The sequence below is a fragment of the Streptomyces justiciae genome (genome assembly GCF_015163075.1).
Taxonomy (GTDB): domain Bacteria; phylum Actinomycetota; class Actinomycetes; order Streptomycetales; family Streptomycetaceae; genus Streptomyces; species Streptomyces justiciae.
On sequence record NZ_JADDXU010000008.1, the window covers coordinates 239,481 to 259,542 of the forward strand.

Annotated in this window: 19 protein-coding genes; 12 read left to right on the plus strand and 7 right to left on the minus strand. The window is 71.8% G+C overall.

Annotated elements, in window-relative coordinates; translation table 11 throughout:
- Nucleotides 1–127 precede the first annotated feature (127 nt).
- The 4 genes from IQ210_RS23425 to IQ210_RS23440 all read left to right on the plus strand — a co-directional run bounded on the left by IQ210_RS23425 (nucleotide 128) and on the right by IQ210_RS23440 (nucleotide 3,708).
- Nucleotides 128–1,639 carry a flavin-containing monooxygenase gene (locus tag IQ210_RS23425; RefSeq protein ID WP_194081047.1) on the plus strand — a complete coding sequence of 504 codons (1,512 nt, stop codon included), beginning with the start codon at nucleotides 128–130 and terminating at the stop codon, nucleotides 1,637–1,639.
- Nucleotides 1,636–2,553 (plus strand): alpha/beta fold hydrolase, encoded by a 918-nt coding sequence (locus tag IQ210_RS23430; RefSeq protein ID WP_194081048.1) that lies wholly within the window; start codon nucleotides 1,636–1,638, stop codon nucleotides 2,551–2,553. Before IQ210_RS23425 ends, IQ210_RS23430 begins: the two co-directional genes overlap by 4 nt.
- Nucleotides 2,550–3,434: an SDR family oxidoreductase gene (locus IQ210_RS23435; RefSeq protein WP_194081049.1), complete on the plus strand. Its 885-nt coding sequence runs from the start codon at nucleotides 2,550–2,552 to the stop codon at nucleotides 3,432–3,434. Before IQ210_RS23430 ends, IQ210_RS23435 begins: the two co-directional genes overlap by 4 nt.
- Before the next feature lie 88 nt (nucleotides 3,435–3,522).
- On the plus strand, nucleotides 3,523–3,708 hold the full coding sequence (locus IQ210_RS23440) for a hypothetical protein (protein ID WP_194081050.1): 186 nt from the start codon (nucleotides 3,523–3,525) through the stop codon (nucleotides 3,706–3,708).
- A gap of 175 nt (nucleotides 3,709–3,883) precedes the next feature.
- Here IQ210_RS23440 and IQ210_RS23445 read toward each other — a convergent pair whose 3' ends face one another.
- Nucleotides 3,884–7,153 carry a S41 family peptidase gene (locus tag IQ210_RS23445; RefSeq protein WP_194081051.1) on the minus strand — a complete coding sequence of 1,090 codons (3,270 nt, stop codon included), beginning with the start codon at nucleotides 7,151–7,153 and terminating at the stop codon, nucleotides 3,884–3,886.
- A gap of 178 nt (nucleotides 7,154–7,331) precedes the next feature.
- On the opposite strand from IQ210_RS23445, the gene IQ210_RS23450 reads away from it, so the two are divergent.
- The 8 genes from IQ210_RS23450 to IQ210_RS23485 all read left to right on the plus strand — a co-directional run bounded on the left by IQ210_RS23450 (nucleotide 7,332) and on the right by IQ210_RS23485 (nucleotide 14,958).
- Nucleotides 7,332–7,937 carry a TetR/AcrR family transcriptional regulator gene (locus IQ210_RS23450; protein ID WP_194081052.1) on the plus strand — a complete coding sequence of 202 codons (606 nt, stop codon included), beginning with the start codon at nucleotides 7,332–7,334 and terminating at the stop codon, nucleotides 7,935–7,937.
- Between the two features lie 129 nt (nucleotides 7,938–8,066).
- On the plus strand, nucleotides 8,067–10,283 hold the full coding sequence (locus IQ210_RS23455) for an MMPL family transporter (RefSeq protein ID WP_194081053.1): 2,217 nt from the start codon (nucleotides 8,067–8,069) through the stop codon (nucleotides 10,281–10,283).
- A gap of 133 nt (nucleotides 10,284–10,416) precedes the next feature.
- Nucleotides 10,417–10,845 carry a hypothetical protein gene (locus tag IQ210_RS23460; protein WP_194081054.1) on the plus strand — a complete coding sequence of 143 codons (429 nt, stop codon included), beginning with the start codon at nucleotides 10,417–10,419 and terminating at the stop codon, nucleotides 10,843–10,845.
- Nucleotides 10,846–10,855: 10 nt separating this feature from the next.
- Complete coding sequence (locus tag IQ210_RS23465; RefSeq protein WP_194081055.1) at nucleotides 10,856–11,407, plus strand: isochorismatase family protein; 552 nt, start codon at nucleotides 10,856–10,858, stop codon at nucleotides 11,405–11,407.
- A 109-nt stretch (nucleotides 11,408–11,516) separates the two neighbouring features.
- Nucleotides 11,517–12,035, plus strand: a complete 519-nt coding sequence (locus IQ210_RS23470; protein WP_194081056.1) for a YbaK/EbsC family protein — start codon at nucleotides 11,517–11,519, stop codon at nucleotides 12,033–12,035.
- Nucleotides 12,032–12,877, plus strand: a complete 846-nt coding sequence (locus IQ210_RS23475; RefSeq protein WP_194081057.1) for an EamA family transporter — start codon at nucleotides 12,032–12,034, stop codon at nucleotides 12,875–12,877. Before IQ210_RS23470 ends, IQ210_RS23475 begins: the two co-directional genes overlap by 4 nt.
- A gap of 30 nt (nucleotides 12,878–12,907) precedes the next feature.
- Nucleotides 12,908–14,590, plus strand: coding sequence for a TIR domain-containing protein (locus IQ210_RS23480; protein ID WP_194081058.1), 1,683 nt, complete (start codon nucleotides 12,908–12,910; stop codon nucleotides 14,588–14,590).
- A 92-nt stretch (nucleotides 14,591–14,682) separates the two neighbouring features.
- Entirely contained in the window at nucleotides 14,683–14,958 is a 276-nt protein-coding gene (locus IQ210_RS23485) for a DUF1876 domain-containing protein (protein WP_194081059.1), read from the plus strand.
- 21 nt (nucleotides 14,959–14,979) lie between these two features.
- Here the strand turns inward: IQ210_RS23485 and IQ210_RS23490 are convergent, their stop codons facing one another.
- From IQ210_RS23490 to IQ210_RS23515, 6 genes are all read right to left on the minus strand, one after another.
- Nucleotides 14,980–16,134, minus strand: a complete 1,155-nt coding sequence (locus IQ210_RS23490) for a serine hydrolase domain-containing protein (protein WP_194081060.1) — start codon at nucleotides 16,132–16,134, stop codon at nucleotides 14,980–14,982.
- A gap of 34 nt (nucleotides 16,135–16,168) precedes the next feature.
- A complete protein-coding gene (locus tag IQ210_RS23495) occupies nucleotides 16,169–16,624 on the minus strand; it encodes an organic hydroperoxide resistance protein (protein WP_194081061.1) in 456 nt (151 codons plus the stop codon).
- Nucleotides 16,625–16,731: 107 nt separating this feature from the next.
- A complete protein-coding gene (locus IQ210_RS23500; RefSeq protein ID WP_194081222.1) occupies nucleotides 16,732–17,211 on the minus strand; it encodes a MarR family winged helix-turn-helix transcriptional regulator in 480 nt (159 codons plus the stop codon).
- A gap of 73 nt (nucleotides 17,212–17,284) precedes the next feature.
- Nucleotides 17,285–18,106 (minus strand): energy-coupling factor ABC transporter ATP-binding protein, encoded by an 822-nt coding sequence (locus IQ210_RS23505; RefSeq protein ID WP_407699717.1) that lies wholly within the window; start codon nucleotides 18,104–18,106, stop codon nucleotides 17,285–17,287.
- Nucleotides 18,094–18,855: a cobalt ECF transporter T component CbiQ gene (cbiQ, locus tag IQ210_RS23510; protein ID WP_194081063.1), complete on the minus strand. Its 762-nt coding sequence runs from the start codon at nucleotides 18,853–18,855 to the stop codon at nucleotides 18,094–18,096. The genes IQ210_RS23505 and cbiQ overlap by 13 nt, the downstream gene beginning before the upstream one ends.
- A 1-nt stretch (nucleotide 18,856) precedes the next feature.
- Nucleotides 18,857–19,903: an energy-coupling factor ABC transporter permease gene (locus IQ210_RS23515; protein ID WP_194081064.1), complete on the minus strand. Its 1,047-nt coding sequence runs from the start codon at nucleotides 19,901–19,903 to the stop codon at nucleotides 18,857–18,859.
- Nucleotides 19,904–20,062 lie beyond the last annotated feature (159 nt).

Consider the following 20,062-nt stretch of genomic DNA (forward strand, 5'->3'; position numbering starts at 1 on the left):
CCTATGTTGTACCGCCGGTAACTTACCTCCCCGCGCCCCCTACCCATCGGTACGCGGCTGCTCTACTCTCCCCATTGCGCCAGTGTTCACTGGCGGAGTCCGAAGAGGGATGCGTGGAGGCTTCGGGATGAGCGAGCACGAGGACGTGCACGAGCATGTGCGGGTGGCGGTGATCGGGTCCGGGTTCGGGGGGCTCGGGGCCGCCGTACGGCTGCGGCGGGAGGGTGTCACCGACTTCGTCGTGCTGGAGCGGGCCGGCAGCGTGGGCGGCACCTGGCGGGACAACAGCTATCCCGGGTGCGCCTGTGACGTGCCCTCCCACCTGTACTCCTTCTCCTTCGCGCCCAATCCCGACTGGCCGCGCACCTTCTCCGGGCAGGAGCACATCCGGGCCTATCTGGAGCACGTCGCCGACGTCTTCCATCTCCGGCCGCACCTCCGCTTCGACTCCGAGGTGATGCGGATGAGCTGGAATGCCGAGCGGCTGTGCTGGGACATCGAGATCAGCGGGGGGCGGCGGCTCTCGGCCGACGTCGTCGTCTCCGCCACCGGGCCGCTGTCCGACCCCAAGATCCCCGACATCCCGGGGCTCGACTCGTTCCCCGGCAAGGTCTTCCACTCCGCCCGCTGGGACCACGACCACGACCTGCGCGGCAAGCGCGTCGCCGTGGTGGGCACCGGGGCCTCCGCGATCCAGATCGTGCCCGCCATCCAGCCGCAGGTCGGCCGGCTCACCCTCTTCCAGCGCACCCCGCCCTGGGTGATGCCCCGCGTCGACCGGGCCATCACCGGCGCCGAGCGGGCCCTGCACCGGGCGCTGCCGTTCACCGGGCAGGCCCGGCGCGGACTGCTGTGGGGCATCCGGGAGTTGCAGGTCTCGGCGTTCACCAAGCATCCCGACCAGCTCGGGTTCGTCGAGCAGTTGGCCAAGCGGAACATGGGGCGGGCGATCAAGGACCCGGCCCTGCGCGCCAAGTTGACCCCCGACTACCGCATCGGCTGCAAGCGCATCCTGCTGAGCAGCGAGTACTACCCGGCGCTCGCCCGGCCCAACGTCGACGTCGTCGCCAGCGGGTTGCAGGCCGTAAGCGGCTCCACCCTCGTCGCCGCCGACGGCACCGAGGCCGAGGCGGACGTCATCGTCTTCGGTACGGGCTTCCACGTCACCGACATGCCCATCGCCGAGCGGGTCGTGGGCGCGGAGGGCAGGACCCTCGCCGAGGTGTGGAAGGGCGGCATGGAGGCCCTGCGCGGCGCGTCCGCCGCCGGGTTCCCGAACTGGATGACCATCATCGGGCCCAACACCGGCCTCGGGAACTCCTCGATGATCCTGATGATCGAGTCCCAGCTGAACTACATGGCCGACTTCGTACGGCAGTTGGACGTCCTCGGCGGACGCGCCGCCCTCGACGCCCGGCCGAGCGCGGTCGGCGCCTGGAACCGGCGGGTGCAGGAGCGGATGATGCGCACGGTGTGGAACACCGGCGGCTGCACCAGCTGGTACCTCGACGAGAACGGCCGCAACACCACCATCTGGCCGGGGACGACGAGCGAGTTCCGGCGGGCGACGCGACGCGTGGACATCACGGAGTACGAGGTGATCCGCACGAAGGTGAGCAAGGAAGAGGTGTCCGCGTGAGCCGGCTGATGTCCGTCGTGTCCGGGCCGTACGCCCCGCCCGTCCCCACCCGTGAGCTGACCGCCGTCTCCGCCGACGGGGCCCGCCTGCACGTCGAGGTCCACGGGCCCGAGGGTGCCCCCGCCGTCGTCCTCGCCCACGGCTGGACCTGCTCGACCGCCTTCTGGGCGGCGCAGATACGGGACCTCGCCGTCGACCACCGGGTCATCGCCTACGACCAGCGCGGCCACGGACGCAGTCCGGCGAGCCCGGCGTGCAGCGTGGAGGCGCTCGCCGACGACCTGGAAGCCGTACTGGAGGCGAGCCTCGCGCCGGGGGAGAAGGCGGTGATCGCCGGGCACTCCATGGGCGGGATGACGGTGATGGCGGCCGCCGGCCGAAAGACCTTCCGCGAGCATGCCGCCGCCGTCCTGCTGTGCAGCACCGGGTCGTCGCGGCTGGTCGCCGAGTCGACCGTCGTACCCCTGCGGCCCGGGCGGCTGCGGACCTGGCTGACCCAGCGCGTTCTCGGCTCGCGAGCGCCGCTCGGGCCGGTCACTCCGCTCGCCCGGCGAATCCTCAAGTACGGGACGATGGGGCCGGGTTCGGCCCCGCACATGGTGGAGGCGTGCGCGCGGATCGTGCACGCGTGCCCGCGCAAGGTGCGGTACGCCTGGTCGCAGGTGCTCGATCTGCTCGACCTCGACCACGGCGTGCGCTCCCTCGACGTGCCGACGGCCGTCGTCGTCGGGACCGCCGACCGGCTGACGCCGCCGGTGCACGCGCGGGCGCTGGTGGCGGCGCTGCCGCACTGCGTGGGGCTCACCGAACTGCCGGGACTCGGGCACATGACGCCCGTGGAGGCTCCCGAGCTGGTCACCGGGACGATCCGGGACCTCGTGACGACGTACGCGACGCTCAAGGAGGGCGCATGAGCAGGGTCGGTCTCGAAGGACAGGTCGCCGTCGTCACGGGCGCCGCGCGCGGTGTCGGCGAGCTGCTCGCGCGGAAGCTGTCGGCGCGGGGGGTGAAGGTGGCGCTGGTCGGCCTGGAGCCGGACGCGCTCAAGCAGGTCTCCGAGCGGCTGCACAGCGACAGCGACCACTGGTACGCCGACGTCACCGACCACGAGGCGATGGCGCGGGTCGCGCGGGAGGTCAAGGAGCGGTTCGGGAAGGTCGACATCGTCGTCGCCAACGCAGGTGTGGCGACCGGGGGGCCGTTCGTGGACTCCGATCCGGAGGCGTGGCGGCGGGTCATCGAGGTCAACCTGATCGGGTCGGCGGTCACCGCCCGCGCCTTCCTGCCGGTGCTCATGGAGAGCCGGGGGTATCTGCTCCAGATCGCCTCGCTGGCCGCCATCACGCCCGCGCCGATGATGACCGCGTACTGTGCGTCCAAGTCCGGTGTGGAGGCGTACGCGCACAGTCTGCGGGCCGAGGTCGGCTACAAGGGCGTGCGCGTGGGCGTCGGGTATCTGTCCTGGACCGACACGGACATGGTGCGCGGCGCCGACCAGGACGAGGTCATGCGGGAGCTGCGGCAGCGGCTGCCGTGGCCGTCCAACAAGACGTATCCGCTGGGGCCGGCCGTGGACCGGATCGTCGCCGGGATCGAGCGGCGGTCCAGCCATGTGTACGGGCAGTGGTGGCTGCGCGGCATGCAGGGCGTGCGCGGGTACCTGCCGGGGCTCATCGGGACGGTCGGGGTACGGGAGATGCGGCGGTTCGGTGACCGGTTGGAGGGCATGCGGTCGGGACTCGTCGGTGCAGGTGGGGCGGCCGATGAGGAGGCGCGCGCTACGCGGCGTGACTGATCGAAATGCGCACTGTGTCCGGGCGTGTGAATCTGGTCGAGGCCCCGGCTCGGGGCTCTTCCCCCACCCACTTCGGGAGTGAACCCACATGGGTATGAAGGACCAGTTCCAGGACAAGTCGGAACAGTGGCAGGAGCAGGCCAAGCAGCGCGCTCAGCAGGCCAAGGAGCAGGCGCAGCGCGGCCAGCAGCAGCGTGGTAAGCAGCGGGACGAGGAGACGGAGCGGCTCCAGCAGGAGGAGCAGGACCGTTTCGACCAGGACTACGACGCGTAGTCGCTGACGGTTGGTGTGAGGCGCCCTGGGTTTTCTGGGGCGCCTCATGCTTGTGTTTCGGGTGCGGGCCGGTGGGGGCTTGTCGCGCCCACGCGGCGGAGCCGCAAATCAATACAGCCCCGCGCCCCTTAGGGAGCTGCCCGCGCCCCCAGTTCAGAACTTCCGGCGAATTTGCTCAAGATCTTGGCGGCAATTTCGGCCTCGACCTGTCCGGTACGTTGCTGTAATCCGGGGGTGTCGCAGGTGGGTTGGTGCTCAGCAGGTCCACCGCCAACTTCACCGCGTCGTCCAGTTGGGCGTGGCGGCCCTCCGCCCAGTCCAGTGGGGTGCGCAGGATCTCCAGGTCCGGGGTCACTCCTCGGTTCTCCACGCTCCAGCCGTACGCGTCGAACCAGCCCGCGTTCATCGGCACCGTGATGATCGTGCCGTCGCCGAGTTGGTGGCGGCCGGTCATGCCGACGACTCCGCCCCAGGTGCGCTGGCCGACCACCGGGCCCAGCTTCAGCAGTTTGAAGGCGGCCGTGATCATGTCGCCGTCGGAGGAGGTCGCCTCGTCCGCGAGGGCGACCACCGGGCCCCTCGGGGCATTTGAGGCGTACGACACCGGCTGGGCGTTTCTCGTGAGGTCCCAGCCGAGGATCGTGCGGGTCAGCTTCTCCACGACCAGTTCGCTGATGTGGCCGCCCGCGTTGCCGCGCACGTCGACGATCAGTGCCGGCCTCGAGACTTCCATGCGCAGGTCCCGGTTGAACTGGGCCCAGCCGGAGCCGCCCATGTCGGGGATGTGGAGGTAGCCGCAGCGGCCGCCGCTCAACTCCCGTACGACCTCTCGGCGTTTGGCCACCCAGTCCTGGTAGCGCAGGGGGCGTTCGTCGAGCAGGGGGACGACCGCCACGCGGCGCGCGCGGCCCTCGCCCTCCGCCGGGGTGAACGTCAGTTCCACCGTTGTGCCGCCCGCCCCGGCGAGGAGGGGGTACGGGCCTGCCACCGGGTCGACCGGGCGGCCGTCGACGTGGGTGAGGACCGCGCCCTCGCGGATGCCGGTGCCGGCCAGCGGGGAGCGGGCCTTGGAGTCGGAGGAGTCGCCGGGAAGGATGCGCTTGACCGTCCAACCGGCGTCCCGGCGTACGAAGTTGGCGCCCAGGAGGCCCTGGCGGCGCTGGTAGTGGGGCGGGCCCTCGTTGCGGCGGGCGGCGGTGACATAGGCGTGGGACGTGCCCAGTTCGCCGAGGACCTCGCGGAGCAGGTCCGCGAACTCGTCCGGCGTGGCCACCCGTTCGACCAGCGGGCGGTACTGGTCGAGGACCGCGTCCCAGTCGATGCCGCACATCCCCGGGTCCCAGAAGTAGGCGCGGATCAGCCGGCCCGCCTCCTCGTACGCCTGACGCCACTCGGCGCCGGGATCGGCCTCGTGCAGGATGCGGCGGGCGTCGATCCACACCGTGGAGTCGCTGTCGCCGGACTCGGTGGCGGGCACCGCGCGCAGGTCGCCCTCGTCGACGATCACCAGCCGCGAGCCGTCGCCGCTGACCGCGAACCAGTCGAGGTCGTCGACGAGTTCGGACTTCTTCGCCTTGGCGATGTTGAAGTACTCCAGGGTCGGGCGGCCACTGGTGTCGTCCGGGTTGGCGAAGGTCTCGCCGAGGGCGCCCGAGATCGGCCAGCGCAGCCAGACGAGCCCGCCGCCCGCCACCGGGTACAGCGCCGAGTACTTGGAGGCGCTGACCGGGAACGGGGTCACCCGGCTCTCCAGGCCCTCGACCTCCACCGTGACGGTGGTGCCGTCGCCCGGTTCGTCCTCCGCCGGGTCCAGGCCGCCCGCCGCCGGGCGTCCCTCCGGGTTCAGCGCGAAGGGGGAGGGGGTGGCCGAGGACAGCGGGACCAGGTACGGGCGGCAGCCCAGCGGGAAGGAGAGGTCGCCGGTGTGGACGTCGTACACCGGGTCGAAGCCGCGCCAGGAGAGGAAGGCGAGGTAGCGGCCGTCCCGGGTGAAGACCGGGTTCTCGTCCTCGAAGCGGCCGTTGGTGACGTCGATGATCAACCGGGCCGCTCCTCCCGTCGGGGAAATACGGGCCATCTTGATCTGCCGCAGGGAGCGGCCGATGCCCGGATGCGACCAGGTCAGCCAGGAACCGTCCGGGGAGAACGACAGGTCCCGTACCGGGCCGTTGATCGAGCGGATCAGCTCGGTGACCTCGCCGTTGGAGTCCTCCGTCCCCGCGGCGGCAGCCGCATCATCGGACACAGTGATCAGCAGCAGCCGGCCGTCGTGGGAGGCGATGGCCAGGCGTTCGCCCTGCGGGTCGGAGACCAGTTCCAGGACGCGGCCCAGTTCGCCGGAGGCGAGCCGGCGGGGCTCGCGGTCGCCGGTCGCGCGCGGCAGATAGGCGACCTCGATGGCGTCCTCGCCCTCCGCGTCGGTGACGTACGCGACCTGGCCGACCGAGCCGAGCATCTCCGGGAGCCGGACCCGTACGCCCGGGGTGTCGGTGATCGTACGGGCCGGACCGTCGCGGTGGGTCAGCCAGTACAGGCTGCCGCGGACGACGACGGCGCTCGCGCGGCCCGTCTCGTCGACCGAGACGCCGTCCACGTGCTGGGCGGCCGGCACCTGGTACGTACGGCGTCCCGCGCGCGGGCCGCTCAGCCGGACGTCGAGCCTGCGGGGCGCCGCGGCCGGGGACAGGTCGTCGACGATCCACAGGTCGCCCGCGCACTGGTACACCACCCGGGTGCCGTCGCTCGACGCGTGCCGGGCGTAGAAGGCGTCGTGGTCGGTGTGGCGGCGCAGGCCGGAGCCGTCGTACGCGCACGAGTAGAGGTTGCCGACGCCCTCGTGGTCGGAGAGGAAGGCGATCCGGCCGCCGACGAACATGGGGGAGTGGAGGTGGCCGTCGAGGTCCTCCAGGAGGCGGTGGCCGTGCAGCCACAGGCGGCCGGTGGCGCCGCCCCGGTAGCGCTTCCAGGCGGCCGGTTCGTGCGGCGGGGTGCCGGTGAGCAGCAGGGTCCTGCGGTCGCCCTCGAGGTCCGCGACCTGGATGTCGGAGACCGGGCCCCAGGGGAGCTTGCGGCCGGGGTCGCCGTCGGTGCGGACCTTGTAGGCCCAGGTGAAGTAGGAGAAGGGCTCGCCGTGGGAGGCGACGGCGAGGATCTGGCCTTCCGGCGTCCATCCGCAGACCTGCGTGTCCGGCGATCCCCAGTAGGTGAGCTGTCTGCCCTGACCGCCCGCCACGTCCACCAGATGGATCTCGGGGACCAGGCTGCGCCAGCTCGTGTACGCGATGTGGCGGCCGTCGGGGGAGAAGCGCGGGTGGCCCACCTTGGTACGGTCGACGGTGAGCCGCCAGGCGCGGTCCGTCCCGTCCAGGGGGGCCAGCCAAAGGTCGTCCTCGGCCACGAAGCACAACAGGTCACCGCTCAGATGCGGCAGGCGCAGATAGCTCACCTCTTCATGCTTTTCCGGGGGATGAGCCGGAGCAACTTGTGAAAAACCGGACCCGGGTGACCCACAACACGAACGAAACAGTTTCGTTTCGCTAGCGGGTGCGCTACATTCGTCATGTACTCACGTACGAAACCGTGTCGTTCGGCGCGGGACGCCGGAGTGGGAAAGGGTGAGAAGCATGACTGAGGTCGCGACGGCGCGTCGCAGTCGGATCACGCCCGAGCGCGAGGCCGAGCTGTACGAGGCCGTGCTCGATCTGCTCCGCGAGGTCGGCTACGACGCCCTCACCATGGACGCCGTGGCCGCCCGCACCCGGTCCAGCAAGGCCACGCTCTACCGCCAGTGGGGCGGCAAGGCCGAGCTCGTCGCCAAGGCCGTACGGCACACCAAGCCCGGCGGAGCCGGCCTCGCCGAGATCGACACCGGGTCGCTCAAGGGCGACCTGCACGCCCTCACGCTGCGCTCGGACGACTGCACGATGGAGCAGAACTCCGCGCTCATGCGGGGCCTGGCCATGGCGATCCACGGCAATCCGGACCTGCTCCAAGCGTTCAAGGAGTACCTCATCGCGCCGGAGATGGCGGAGTTCCGTACCGTCGTGCAACGCGCGATCGACCGCGGCGAGGTCCGCCCGGACAACCCCGCGATCGACTACGTGATGCACATGATGATCGGCGGCTTCGCCGCCCGCTCGATGATCGACGAGCAGCCGCCGACGCAGGCGTTCCTGCTGTCGTACATCGACGCCGTGGTCCTCCCCGCCCTCGGCAACCAGAACGTCTGACGTTCTTCCCCAGCACGACCCTCACCTGACGTACCCGCTCAATGTCGTCGGGACGATCACCCCTGCCACCCACCGGGCTGATCACCCCTGTCCCTGAACACCCCACGACCTGACCGGGAGTACGCCCACGTGGCCACTTTCCTGTACAAACTCGGCCGGCTCGCCTTCCGGCGACGGCATTTCGTCGCCCTGCTCTGGGTCGCCCTGCTGACGCTCGCCGGCGTCGGCGCGGCCAGCGCCCCCGCCGCGGGCTCCTCGTCCTTCTCGATCCCCGGCACCGAGGCGCAGAAGGCCTTCGACCTGCTGGAACAGCGCTTCCCCGGGGCCAGCGCCGACGGCGCCACCGGGCGCCTGGTCTTCAAGGCGCCCGAGGGCGAGAAGATGACCGACGCCGCCAACAAGGCGACCGTCGCCAAGACCGTCACGGAGCTGGGCGACGGCTCCGAGGTCGTCTCCGTCACCGACCCCTACAAGACCAACGCCGTCAGCAAGGACGGCACGGTCGCCTACATCTCGGTGACGTACGACGCCCCGTCCATGGAGCTCAAGGACTCCACCCGGGACGCCCTGGAGGCGGCCGGGGACCAAGCCCGGGACTCGGGGCTGACGGTCGAGGTCGGCGGTGACGCGCTGCAGGCCGGCGCGGAGCCGGGCGCGATCGGCGAGGTCATCGGTCTCGCCATCGCCGCGGTCGTGCTGGTCATCACCCTGGGCTCGCTGGTCGCGGCCGGGCTGCCGCTGCTCACCGCCATCATCGGCGTCGGGATCGGCGTCTCCACCATCACCGCCCTCGCCAACGCGCTCGACCTCGGCGACACCACCTCCACGCTCGCGCTGATGATCGGCCTCGCCGTCGGCATCGACTACGCCCTGTTCATCGTCTCCCGCTACCGCGCCGAGCTGGCCGAGGGCCGGGACCGCGAGGAGGCGGCCGGCCGGGCCACCGGTACGGCGGGCTCGGCGGTGGTCTTCGCCGGCCTCACGGTCGTCATCGCGCTGGCCGGACTGTCGGTGGTCGGTGTGCCGATGCTGAGCAAGATGGGCCTCGCGGCGGCGGGCACCGTAGTGATCGCCGTCCTCATCGCGCTGACCATGATCCCGGCGCTGCTCGGGTACGCGGGCAGGAAGATCCGGCCGGCGGGCGAGAAGCGCAAGAAGTCCGCCGCGTCGGACAAGGCGGCCGAGAAGCCGAACCTCGGCACCCGCTGGGCCAGCTTCGTCATCCGCCGTCCGGCCGTCGTGCTCCTGCTCGGCGTCGTCGGCCTGGGCACGATCGCGCTGCCCGCCACCTCCCTGGAACTGGGCCTGCCCGACGACGGCTCGCAGCCGACGTCCACCACCCAGCGCCGCGCCTACGACCTGCTCTCCGAGGGCTTCGGCCCCGGCTTCAACGGCCCGCTGATGGTCGTAGGCGACGCCAAGGACAGCGCCGACCCGCAGGCCGCCGCCACCGAGGTGACGGACCGGATCAAGGGCCTCGACGACGTCGTGACGGTGACGCCCGCGACGTTCAACAAGGCCGGGGACACCTTCACCATCACCGTGATCCCCGACTCCAAGCCCTCCTCGACCCAGACCGAGGACCTGGTCCACGCCATCCGGGACGCCGGAGCGGACGTCAAGGCCGGCACCGACACCGATGTCCTGGTCACCGGCACCACGGCCATGAACATCGACTTCTCGCAGAAGCTCACCGACGCGCTGATCCCGTACCTGGCGCTGGTCGTCGGCCTGGCCTTCCTGCTGCTGATCGTCGTCTTCCGCTCGATCCTGGTCCCGCTGAAGGCGGCCCTCGGCTTCCTGCTCTCCGTCCTCGCCGCGCTCGGCGCCGTCGTCGCGGTCTTCCAGTGGGGCTGGCTGAGCGGTCTGATCGGCGTCGAGGAGACCGGCCCGATCATGTCGATGATGCCGATCTTCATGGTCGGCGTGGTCTTCGGCCTCGCGATGGACTACGAGGTGTTCCTCGTGACCCGGATGCGGGAGGCGTACGTCCACGGCGAGTCCCCGAGCCAGGCCGTGGTGACCGGGTTCAGGCACAGCGCCCGGGTCGTGGTCGCCGCCGCGGTGATCATGATGGCCGTCTTCGGCGGCTTCATCAGCTCCAGCGAGTCGATGATCAAGATGATCGGCTTCGGCCTCGCGATCGCGGTCTTCTTCGACGCGTTCGTCGTCCGTATGGCGATCGTCCCGGCGGTGCTCGCCCTGCTCGGCAAGAAGGCCTGGTGGCTGCCGAAGTGGCTGGACCGCGCCCTGCCGAACGTGGACGTCGAGGGCGAGGGCCTGGCGGCCCACGACGCCCCGAAGGACACGGACTCGGACGAGGACCGGGAGCTGGTACGGGTCTGACGCACGGGTGGTGACAGGAGCCGGGGTGTAGCGAGCTGCACCCCGGCTCCGGCAGTTGGCTCCCTCGTGGCGCCGGGCCCGGGACGGGAGGGTGGATGACAGATCCCGAACCCCGTTCCGAAAGGCCAGAACCATGCACTCTCCCCTCGCCGCCCTCAGGAAGTTCGTCGCCGACCTGCTGCTGTGGTCCCTGTTCGCCGGTGGGCTCGCCGCCAGCGCCGGCGCGGGCGTCGTCCTCGACGGCACGCGCAAGGACGTCGCCACGGTCGTCGGCACGGTGGTCGCGCTGATCGCCGGTTCCCGCATCGCGAAGAAGCCGCGGATCAAGGCGTTCCTGTCGCGGCCCGGCACGCTGTGGTTCCTGTTCCTGTTCAACGCCGGTGCGGCCGCCGCGATGTACGTCACGATGGACGGGGTGAAGGGGATCATCGGCGCGGTGATGATGGGGCTGGTGTCGCTGGGGGCGGCGGGCGGGCTGGTCTCCGGGCGGCGCAAGAAGCAAGAGGCGGCGGAGGCGTCGGCTGCGGCCGAGGCCGGGGCGGTTGTCAGTGGGCGGGTCTAACGTGGCGGGCATGACCACACTTGCCGCACGATCCCGCACGGCCCTGCTCGTGATCGACGTCCAGAAAGGCGTCGTGGCCGAGGCCCACGAGCGTGACGCCGTCGTCGCCAACATCGCCGCGCTCGTCGACCGGGCCCGCGAGGAGGGCGTCCCGGTGGTCTGGGTCCAGCACTCCGACGAGGACCTGGTGAAGGGCAGCGACGCCTGGGAGTACGCGCCGGAGCTGATACGCCGGGACACCGAGGCGCTCATCCACAAGAACTTCGGCGACTCCTTCGAGGAGACCGAGCTGGAGGACGTCCTCGCGGCGGCCGAGGCAGGTCATCTCGTGGTGACCGGGGCGTCGACCGACGCCTGCATCCGCTCCACCATCCACGGCGCGTTCGTCCGCGGCTACGACGTCACACTCGTCGGCGACGCCCACACCACGGACGACCACAGCAAGTGGGGCGCCCCGCCGCCGGAGCAGGTCATCGCCCACACGAACCTGTACTGGCGGTACCAGTCGGCGCCGGGGCGGCGGGCGGCGGTGACGGAGACGAAGGACGTCACGTTCGAGTGACCTTTCCGTGCGGCTGATCCGAGTCAGTGCCCGGCTTGATTCGCGTGACGTTTCAGTGCCCGGCTTAACCGGTCGCCTGCGCCATACACGCACCGCTAGCGTGCGGTGCATGACGACGACCGACAGCCCAGCGGGCACCGCGGATTCCGGCGCCCACCCCCTGTTCGCCGAGGCCCTGCGCGCCAAGGGGCTCGACGACCTCCACCGCCGTGTCCGCCGCTTCCCGGAGGCCACCCGGACCGCCGCCGAGGCCGCCGCGGCGATCGGCTGCGAGCTCAGCCAGATCTGCAAGTCGCTGATCTTCGCGGCCGACGGGGTGCCGGTGCTGGTGCTGATGGACGGGGCCTCCCGGGTCGACGTCGAGCTGGTGCGGGGGGAACTCGGCGTCGAGAAGGTGACGCGGGCCAAGGCGGACGTCGTACGGGAGACCACCGGGTACGCCATCGGGGGCGTGCCGCCCTTCGGGCACCGTACGCGGACGCGCGTGCTGGCCGACCGGTCGCTGCTGGAGCACGACCTCGTGTGGGCCGCGGCCGGCAATCCGCACGCCGTGTTCCCCATCGCGCCCGAGGACCTCGTCGCGCACGCCGGTGCCGCTCTCGTGGACGTGCGCGAGCGCACCCCGTGACGCCGGTCGTCACCGCGGCGGTGCTGCTCGCCGCGGTCACGCACGCCAGCTGGAACGCCATCGCACACAAGATCACGGACAAGCTCGTCGGGTTCACCCTGATCGCGGGCGGCGGGACCCTGATCGGGCTGGTCATGGTGCCGTTCGTGGCGATACCGGCGGCGGGGGCGTGGCCGTATCTCCTCGCCTCCGCCGTGATCCACGTCGTGTACTACGTGCTGCTGATGAAGTCCTTCCGGCTGGGGGACTTCGGGCAGGCGTACCCGATCGCCCGGGGCAGCGCGCCGCTGGTGGTCACCGTCCTCGCCGCCGTCTTCGCCCACGAGGTGCCGGACGGGTGGGCCGCCGCCGGGATCGGGGTGTCCTGCGCCGGACTGACCGGCGTCGCGCTGTGGGGGCTGCGGGGGCGCCGGCCCGACTGGGCGGCGATCGGGGCCGCGCTGGCGACGGGGCTGTCCATCGCCGCGTACACCGTCGTCGACGGGCTCGGGGTGCGGGCCTCCGGGTCGTCGCTCGGGTACATCGCCTGGCTGATGGCCCTCGAGGGCGTGTGCGTACCGGCGTACGCGCTCTACCGCTGGCGCGGGCAACTGCTCGCGGAACTGCGGCCGTTCGCGGCGGTCGGGCTGCTCGGTGCCGCGCTGTCCGTCGCCGCGTACGGGCTCGTGCTGTGGGCGCAGACCAAGGCCGAGCTGGCGCCGATCGCGGCGCTGCGGGAGTCGTCGATCATCGTCGGCGCAGCCATCGGGGCGGTGTTCTTCAAGGAGCGGTTCGGGGCGCCGCGGATCGTGGCGGCCGGGTTGCTGGTGGCCGGGATCGGGCTCATGTTGCACGCCGGGTGACGGGGCGCTCACTGGCTAGTCTGAGCCCCCATGAGCGGCGTCTTCATCAACTACCGCAGGGGCGGGCACTCCGGTGTCGTCGACGATCTCGACGCGGCGCTCGCGCGGCACTTCGGCCGGGAGCAGGTGTTCCTGGACCGGCCGTCCCTGCTGCCGGGTCAGCGGTTCGCGGACGCGCTGGCGGAACGGGTCACCGACTGCGACGCGCTGATCGCGGTGCTCCACCCTGGGTGGGCGGACGCCCGGCATCCGTCCGGGGTGCGGCGGCTGTCCGATGCCCGGGACCTGTCCGATGCGCGGCCTCCGTCTGACGACCGGCATCTGTCCGATGCGCGGCCTCCGTCTGACGACCGGCATCTGTCCGATGCGCGGCCTCCGTCTGACGACCGGCACCTGTCCGGGGCGCCGCACCTGTCCGGGGCGTCGCAGCCGTCTGGGGCGTCGCAGCCGTCTGGGGCGCGGCAGCCGTCCGGGGCGCGGCGGTTGGATGATCCGGAGGACTGGGTTCGGCGGGAGATCGAATGGGCGCTGGCGGGTGGGAAGTTCGTCCTGCCGGTGCTGCTCGACGGGGCCGAGATGCCCACCGCCGCCGAACTGCCCGACTCGCTGCGGGCGCTCGCCGGTCTCAACGCGCCCCGGCTGCGCACGGCGCACTGGAGCGCCGACCTCGCCGTGGTGATCGCCGCGCTGGAAGGCGTCGTCCGCCCGGACTGGCGGCCCGTCGACCCTCCCGAGGAGCGCGGGGCGCGGCTGGGCGGGCGGTGGCTCGCGGCGCTGACCGGGGTGGTGGCCGGCACGGTGCTCGTCGGCGTGCCCCTGCTGCCCCAGGACGACGACTGGGTCGGCACCGACGTCCTGCCGTACACCCTGACCGCCGCCCTGATGTGCTGCCTCCTGCTGTGCGCCCCGCTGATCGCGGTCGCCGCGGTGCGGGTCGTACGGCGGTCCGTCGACGACCTGGAGCGTGAGCTGCACACGGTCCGGCACCGCACCTACCTCCGCAGGACCTGGCCCATCGGCATTGGCCTCGTCCTGGTCGGGGTGTACGGCGCGTTCCGCGGTGACCTGGGCATGCTGCGGGCCCTCGTCCTGCTGCTGGTGCTTGGCGTCGCGGTCGCCCGGGCCGCGGCCGCCGACATCCGCCTGCGCCGGCGCGACGACGACCTGTGGGCCCGCTGGCCGCACCGGCTGCCCGACCGCGTGAACCGGGCCGAACTGCGCCGCGCCGTCGCCCGGCTCCACCTCCGCCTCGACCGGATGACCGCCCCGCTCTCGCGCGAGCAGCGGGAGAAGGCCGGCTGGGAGCTGGACGACATCGCCGGGGCGGTGCGGCGGGTGGCGCGGGAGGCGGCACGGACGCGGGGGGTCTGGCTGCGGCGGGACCACCCGTGGCTGCTCGCCCTCTACACGCTGTGGCTGGCGCTGATCGCCGCGCTGGCCGTCGCGTCGGGGCGGGCCTTCGCCGACGCCGGGGAGGGGACGGTCCGGCGGTACGTGACGCTGGCGGTGGTCGTCCTGATCGGGGTGCTGCTCGCGCTCGGCACGCTGGAGATCGCCTACCGGTACCAGCGGCGGCAACGGCGGGAGCTGGCGCGGCAGATCGGCGGGTACCGGGAGTCGCTGGCCGCGCGGGTGGCCGGGATGAGCCTCCCCGCCCGCGCCAAGGCGACGGCGCCGGCATTGCGGCCCGAGGAGTACGCGGAGCCGGAGTAGGACGCGGCGGCTCGGGAGTAGTCCGCCGGACGACTGGTCGCGGCCGCCCCTCCGGTAGCACTCTGGAAGGAGTTCTTCCGGAGGTGATCGACATGATGCGCACCACTGTGGGATGGCACGTCGAGATGGAGTTCATGGAGGACGACGAGCACACCCGGGCGGTGGCCATGGTCCGGCTGCCCGACGGCAGCGAGGTACGGGCCCACGGCCAGGCCAGCCGCCACCACACCGACTCCAATCAGCCGCGGGTCGGCGAGGAGATCGCCGGGGCCCGCGCGCTCAACGAACTCGCCATGCAGTTGCTGACCAAGGCGCACGGCGAGATCGACGCGGCATCCGGGCGGACGTCCCACCCGATCCACGTCTAGGTCGTGTGAGACACGGCCTGGCTATACGGCCGCTCGAACCGCCCGCACCAGCGCCTGCGCCCGCGGATCCGCCGTGACCGTCTTGCGCAGGCCGTTGGTCACATAGCCGAAGGCGATGCCCGACTCAGGGTCGGCGAAGCCGAGGGAGCCGCCGCGGCCGGGGTGGCCGAAGGAGCCCGGGCCGAGGAACGGCGACGCGCTGCCGTGCAGCATGTAGCCGAGGCCGAAACGGGTGTTGACCACCAGCACCCGGTCCGGCCCCGCCGACTCCTCCGCGCGGGCGCGCTCCACCGTGTCCGGTGACAGCAGCCGCACCCCGTCCACCGCGCCGATCGTCGCCGCGTAGAAACGGGCCAGACCGTCGGCCGTGGCGATCCCGTTGGTCGCGGGCAGGGCGCTCGCCCGGTAGGCCGGGTCGTTCTGGTCGGGGAAGGGGGTGATCGCGTCGAAGGCGCGGTTGGTGAGGGAGCCGGGGTCCTCGTAGGCCTCGGTCACCGAACGCTTCGGGCGCATCCGCAGCGCGGCGGCGGCCTCCGGCGCGTCGACCCGGCCCACGCGCCCGGCCCGGTGCGCCTCCGCCTCCGGCAGCCCCAGCCACAGGTCCGCCCCGAGCGGCCCGGCGATCCGCTCGGCGATCCACTCACCCGTGCCGTGCCCCGTCACCCGCCGCACCAGCTCGTCCAGCAGCCAGCCGTACGTCAACGCGTGGTACCCGTGGTCCGTGCCGGGCTCCCACACGGGCGCCTGCGCGGCCACGGCCGCCGGGCCTTGTGCCGGGTCCAGGGCCTGCGCGGGCGTGATCGGGTGGTCGAGGACGGGCAGGCCCGCCCGGTGGTTCAGCACGTGCCGGACCAGCACCCGCTCCTTGCCGTGCGCCTTGAACTCCGGCCAGTACTCGCCGACCGGCGCGTCCAGGTCCAGCCGCCCGCTCTCGGCCAGCATCAGGGGTACGGCGGCGGCGACGCCCTTGGTCGCCGAGCGCACGATCTGGGCGGTGCCGCGCTGCCACGGCTCGGTGCCGTCGACGTCCTTCGTACCGGCCCACAGGTCGACGACCTTGCGTCCGTCCCGGTAGACGGCGACGGCCGCGCCCCGGTCCCCGAGTTGCTCGAAGTTCCGGACGAACGCGTCCCTGACCGGCTCGAAGCCCGCTTCGACCGTGCCGTTCACGTCCACGTCCGCACTCCTGTTCGCGCTGCTCGTCTCCCCTCTAGCCAAGCAGGATCGTCACGTCGATGTTCCCGCGGGTCGCGTTGGAGTACGGACACACCTCGTGCGCGGCGTCCACCAGCTTGCTCGCGACGCCCTGGTCGAGCACGGGGAGCGAGACGCTGAGGGCGACCGCGAGGCCGTAGCCGCGCTGTGCGTTGGGGCCGATGCCGACCTTCGCGGCGACCGTGGAACCGGTCAGGTCGAAGCCGGCCCGGCGGCCCACCAGCACCAGCGCGTTGTGGAAGCAGGCGCTGAAGCCGGCCGCGAACAGCTGCTCCGGGTTGGTGCCGTTGCCGTCGCCGCCCAGTGCCGGAGGCATCGCGACCTTCAGCGCGATCTGGCCGTCCTGGCTGGTGACGTACCCGTCCCGGCCGCCGTGGGCGGTGGCCTCGGCGACGTACATGATCTTCGTCGGGCGGGTGTCGACGGTGGTTTCCTCATTTGTGGCGGTCATGGCTGGCTCCCCCCAGAACAGGTGCGCACAAGAACATCGTGCACAAGGTACTGGCCGGTAGGTGGGTGTTGAATTGGCAGGGGGTGGCAACCGCGGGTAACAGGAGCTCAGAGGCGGCGCTCGGCCGCCGCGTGCGCCTTCTCCGCGAGCTCCCACAACTCCTCGCGCAACCTCGCGACCTCCGCGGTGTCGAGGCCCGTCGTGGACAGGAGTGCGCCGGGCACGCGCGCCGCGCGCTCCCGCAGTTCCTCTCCGCGCCCCGTGCACGCGACGAGCACCGAGCGCTCGTCGTGGGCCGCGCGCTCCCGGCGCACCACCCCCGCGCTCTCCAGCCGCTTGAGCAACGGCGACACCGTGCCGTAGTCGAGCCGCAGCGCCGCCGCCAGCTCCTTCACCGTCGTCTCGCCGCGCTCCCAGAGCACGAGCAGCACCAGGTACTGCGGGTAGGTGAGACCGAGTTCCTCCAGCAGCGGGCGGTACGCGGCCGTCACGGCACGCTGGGCGGCGTACAGCGCGAAACACAGTTGCTCGTCCAGCAGGAGCGACCCGTCGGGCGCCGTGCGCGCCCCCTCGGCGCGCGCCCCCACGCCGCCGAGCGCCCCGGCGTCATCGACCGCCCCGGCCTCGCCCGCCGTCTCCTCGTTCGTCACGCGCCCATTGTCACGGACGGTCCGAGCCGGCGGACACCGAACGCGGGTCGAAGCCGAACGGCAGCTCCAGGCGGTGGGCGCGCATCAGGTCGTCGTCGGAGAGCAACTCGGCCGTCTTGCCGTCGGCCGCGATGACGCCCTCGCTGAGGATGAGGGAGCGCGGGCACAGCTCCAGGGCGTACGGGAGGTCGTGCGTGACCATGAGGACGGTGACGTCCAGGGAGCGCAGGATGTCGGCGAGTTCGCGCCGGGAGGCGGGGTCGAGGTTGGAGGACGGCTCGTCCAGGACGAGGATCTCCGGCTCCATGGCGAGCACGGTCGCGACGGCGACGCGGCGGCGCTGGCCGAAGGAGAGGTGGTGCGGCGGGCGGTCCTTGAACTCGGCCATGCCGACGCGCGCCAGCGCACGGTCCACGCGCGCTTCCAGTTCCGCGCCCTTCACGCCGGCGGCCGCCGGTCCGAACGCGACGTCCTCGCGCACGGTCGGCATGAACAGCTGGTCGTCGGGGTCCTGGAAGACGATCCCGACCCGGCGCCGGATCTCCGCCATGTGCCGCTTGCCGACGGGCAGCCCGGCGACGTGCACGGTGCCGGTGCCGCCGGACAGGATGCCGTTGAGGTGGAGCACGAGGGTCGTCTTGCCGGCACCGTTCGGCCCGAGCAGCGCGACCCGCTCCCCGCGCGCGATGGAGAAGTCCACGCCGAACAGGGCCTGATGCCCGTCGGGGTAGGCGAAGGCGAGGCCGGAGACCTCGAGAGAAGCGGTCACGGCGTCCAACCCAGTCACGGTGTCCAACCCACTCACGGCGTCCAACCCACTCACAGCGTCCATCCCAACAGGCACACGAGCAGAGCCGCACCCGGCAGCGCGAACGCGTACGTCCACTGCGCCCGGGACGCGGTCACCTCGTCGATGACCGGCATCGAACCGGCGTATCCCCGGCTCACCATGGCGAGGTGTACGCGCTCGCCGCGCTCGTAGGACCGGATGAAGAGGGCGCCCGCGGACTTCGCGAGCACCCCCCAGTGCTTCACGCCCCGGGCCTCGAAACCGCGCGACTCGCGTGCGATCCGCATGCGCCGCATCTCGTCCGTGATGACGTCGCCGTACCGGATCATGAAGGAGGCGATCTGCACGAGCAGCGGCGGCAGTTTCAGCCGCTGGAGTCCCAGGAGCAGTTCGCGCAGCTCGGTCGTGGACGCCAGCAGCACGGACGCGGCGACGCCGAGGGTGCCCTTGGCGAGGACGTTCCAGGCGCCCCACAGTCCGCTGACGCTCAGGGACATCCCCAGCACCTCGACCCGCTCGCCCTCCGCGACGAACGGCATGAGCACCGCGAACGCGACGAACGGCACCTCGATCAGCAGCCGCTTGAGCAGGAAGGCGGCGGGCACGCGCGCGACGTATGCGACGACGCCCAGGAGTACGGCGTACAGCGCGAACGCCCACATCGCCTCGCGCGGGGTCGAGACGACGACCACCACGAAGCAGAACACCGCGGCGAGCTTGGTGTGCGGCGGCAGGGCGTGCACGGGGGAGTGTCCGTGCCGGTAGAGCCTGTGCGCGTGTCCGGCGCCCATGTCAGACGCCCGCGCTCACGGGGGAGACGTCGTCGGCCGTACGGCGCCTGCGCACCGCCCAGAACACCGCGCTGCCCGCGACGACCGTGACGCCGACGCCGATCACGCCCGCGAGACCGCCGGAGAGCCGGGCGTCGTCGACGTCCTTGACGCCGTAGTCGGCGAGCGGGGAGTCGGCGTTGGCGTGCTTCTCGGTCTTCTTGTCGATGCCCTGGTCGGCGGCGACCTTCTCCAGGCCGTCGGGGCTGGCGGAGGCGTAGAAGCTGACGCCGCCCGCGAGGACGAGGGAGGTGACGAGGCCGGCCAGCCACACCTTGCGCTGCGAGCGGGCGGCGACGGGGACGGCCACCGGGTCGGGCGCGTCGACGAGTTCGCCGTTCACGCGCAGCTTGAGCCGCTGCCGCAGGTCACGGGCGCCGTACACGAGGTCGGGGCGTACGGCGACGACGGCGCCGACCGTCAGCGCGGTGATCGTGGCCTCGCCGATGCCGATCAGGACGTGCACGCCGACCATCGCGGTCGTGACCTTGCCGATGGAGACGTCGGTGGTGCCGCCGACCCAGTAGATGAGGGTGAAGGCGACGGCCGCGGCCGGCACGGACAGCAGCGCGGCGGCGAAGGACGCCACGGTGATCGACCGCCGCCCCCGGGGCAGCACTTTCACCAGGAGGCGGAAGACGGCGTAGGCCACGACCGTCGTCACCACCGCCATGTCCGTGATGTTCACGCCGAGCGCGGTCAGCCCGCCGTCCGCGAAGAGGATGCCCTGCATGAGCAGCACGACGGAGACGCACAGCACGCCGGTGTAGGGGCCGACGAGGATCGCCGCGAGGGCGCCGCCCAGGAGGTGGCCGCTGGTGCCCGCGGCCACGGGGAAGTTGAGCATCTGCACGGCGAAGATGAACGCCGCCACCAGTCCCGCCAGCGGCGCGGTCCGCTCGTCGAGCTCGCGGCGCGCGCCGCGCAGGCTCACGGCGACAGCGGTCGCGGCGACCACTCCGGTCGCGGCGGACACGGGGGCGTCTATGAATCCGTCAGGCACATGCACCGTTAGATGATGCGGCTTAATGCGAACAACTTGCAAGAGCGACCGGGTTGTGAGGTCACTGTGTGCCTCACTCCGGGCCGCGCTGTGTGAGATGCCTGACGATGTCCGGCGTCCGGGAGCGCGCTCCGGAAAATATGCGACATTGGAAAGGAAGCGGTC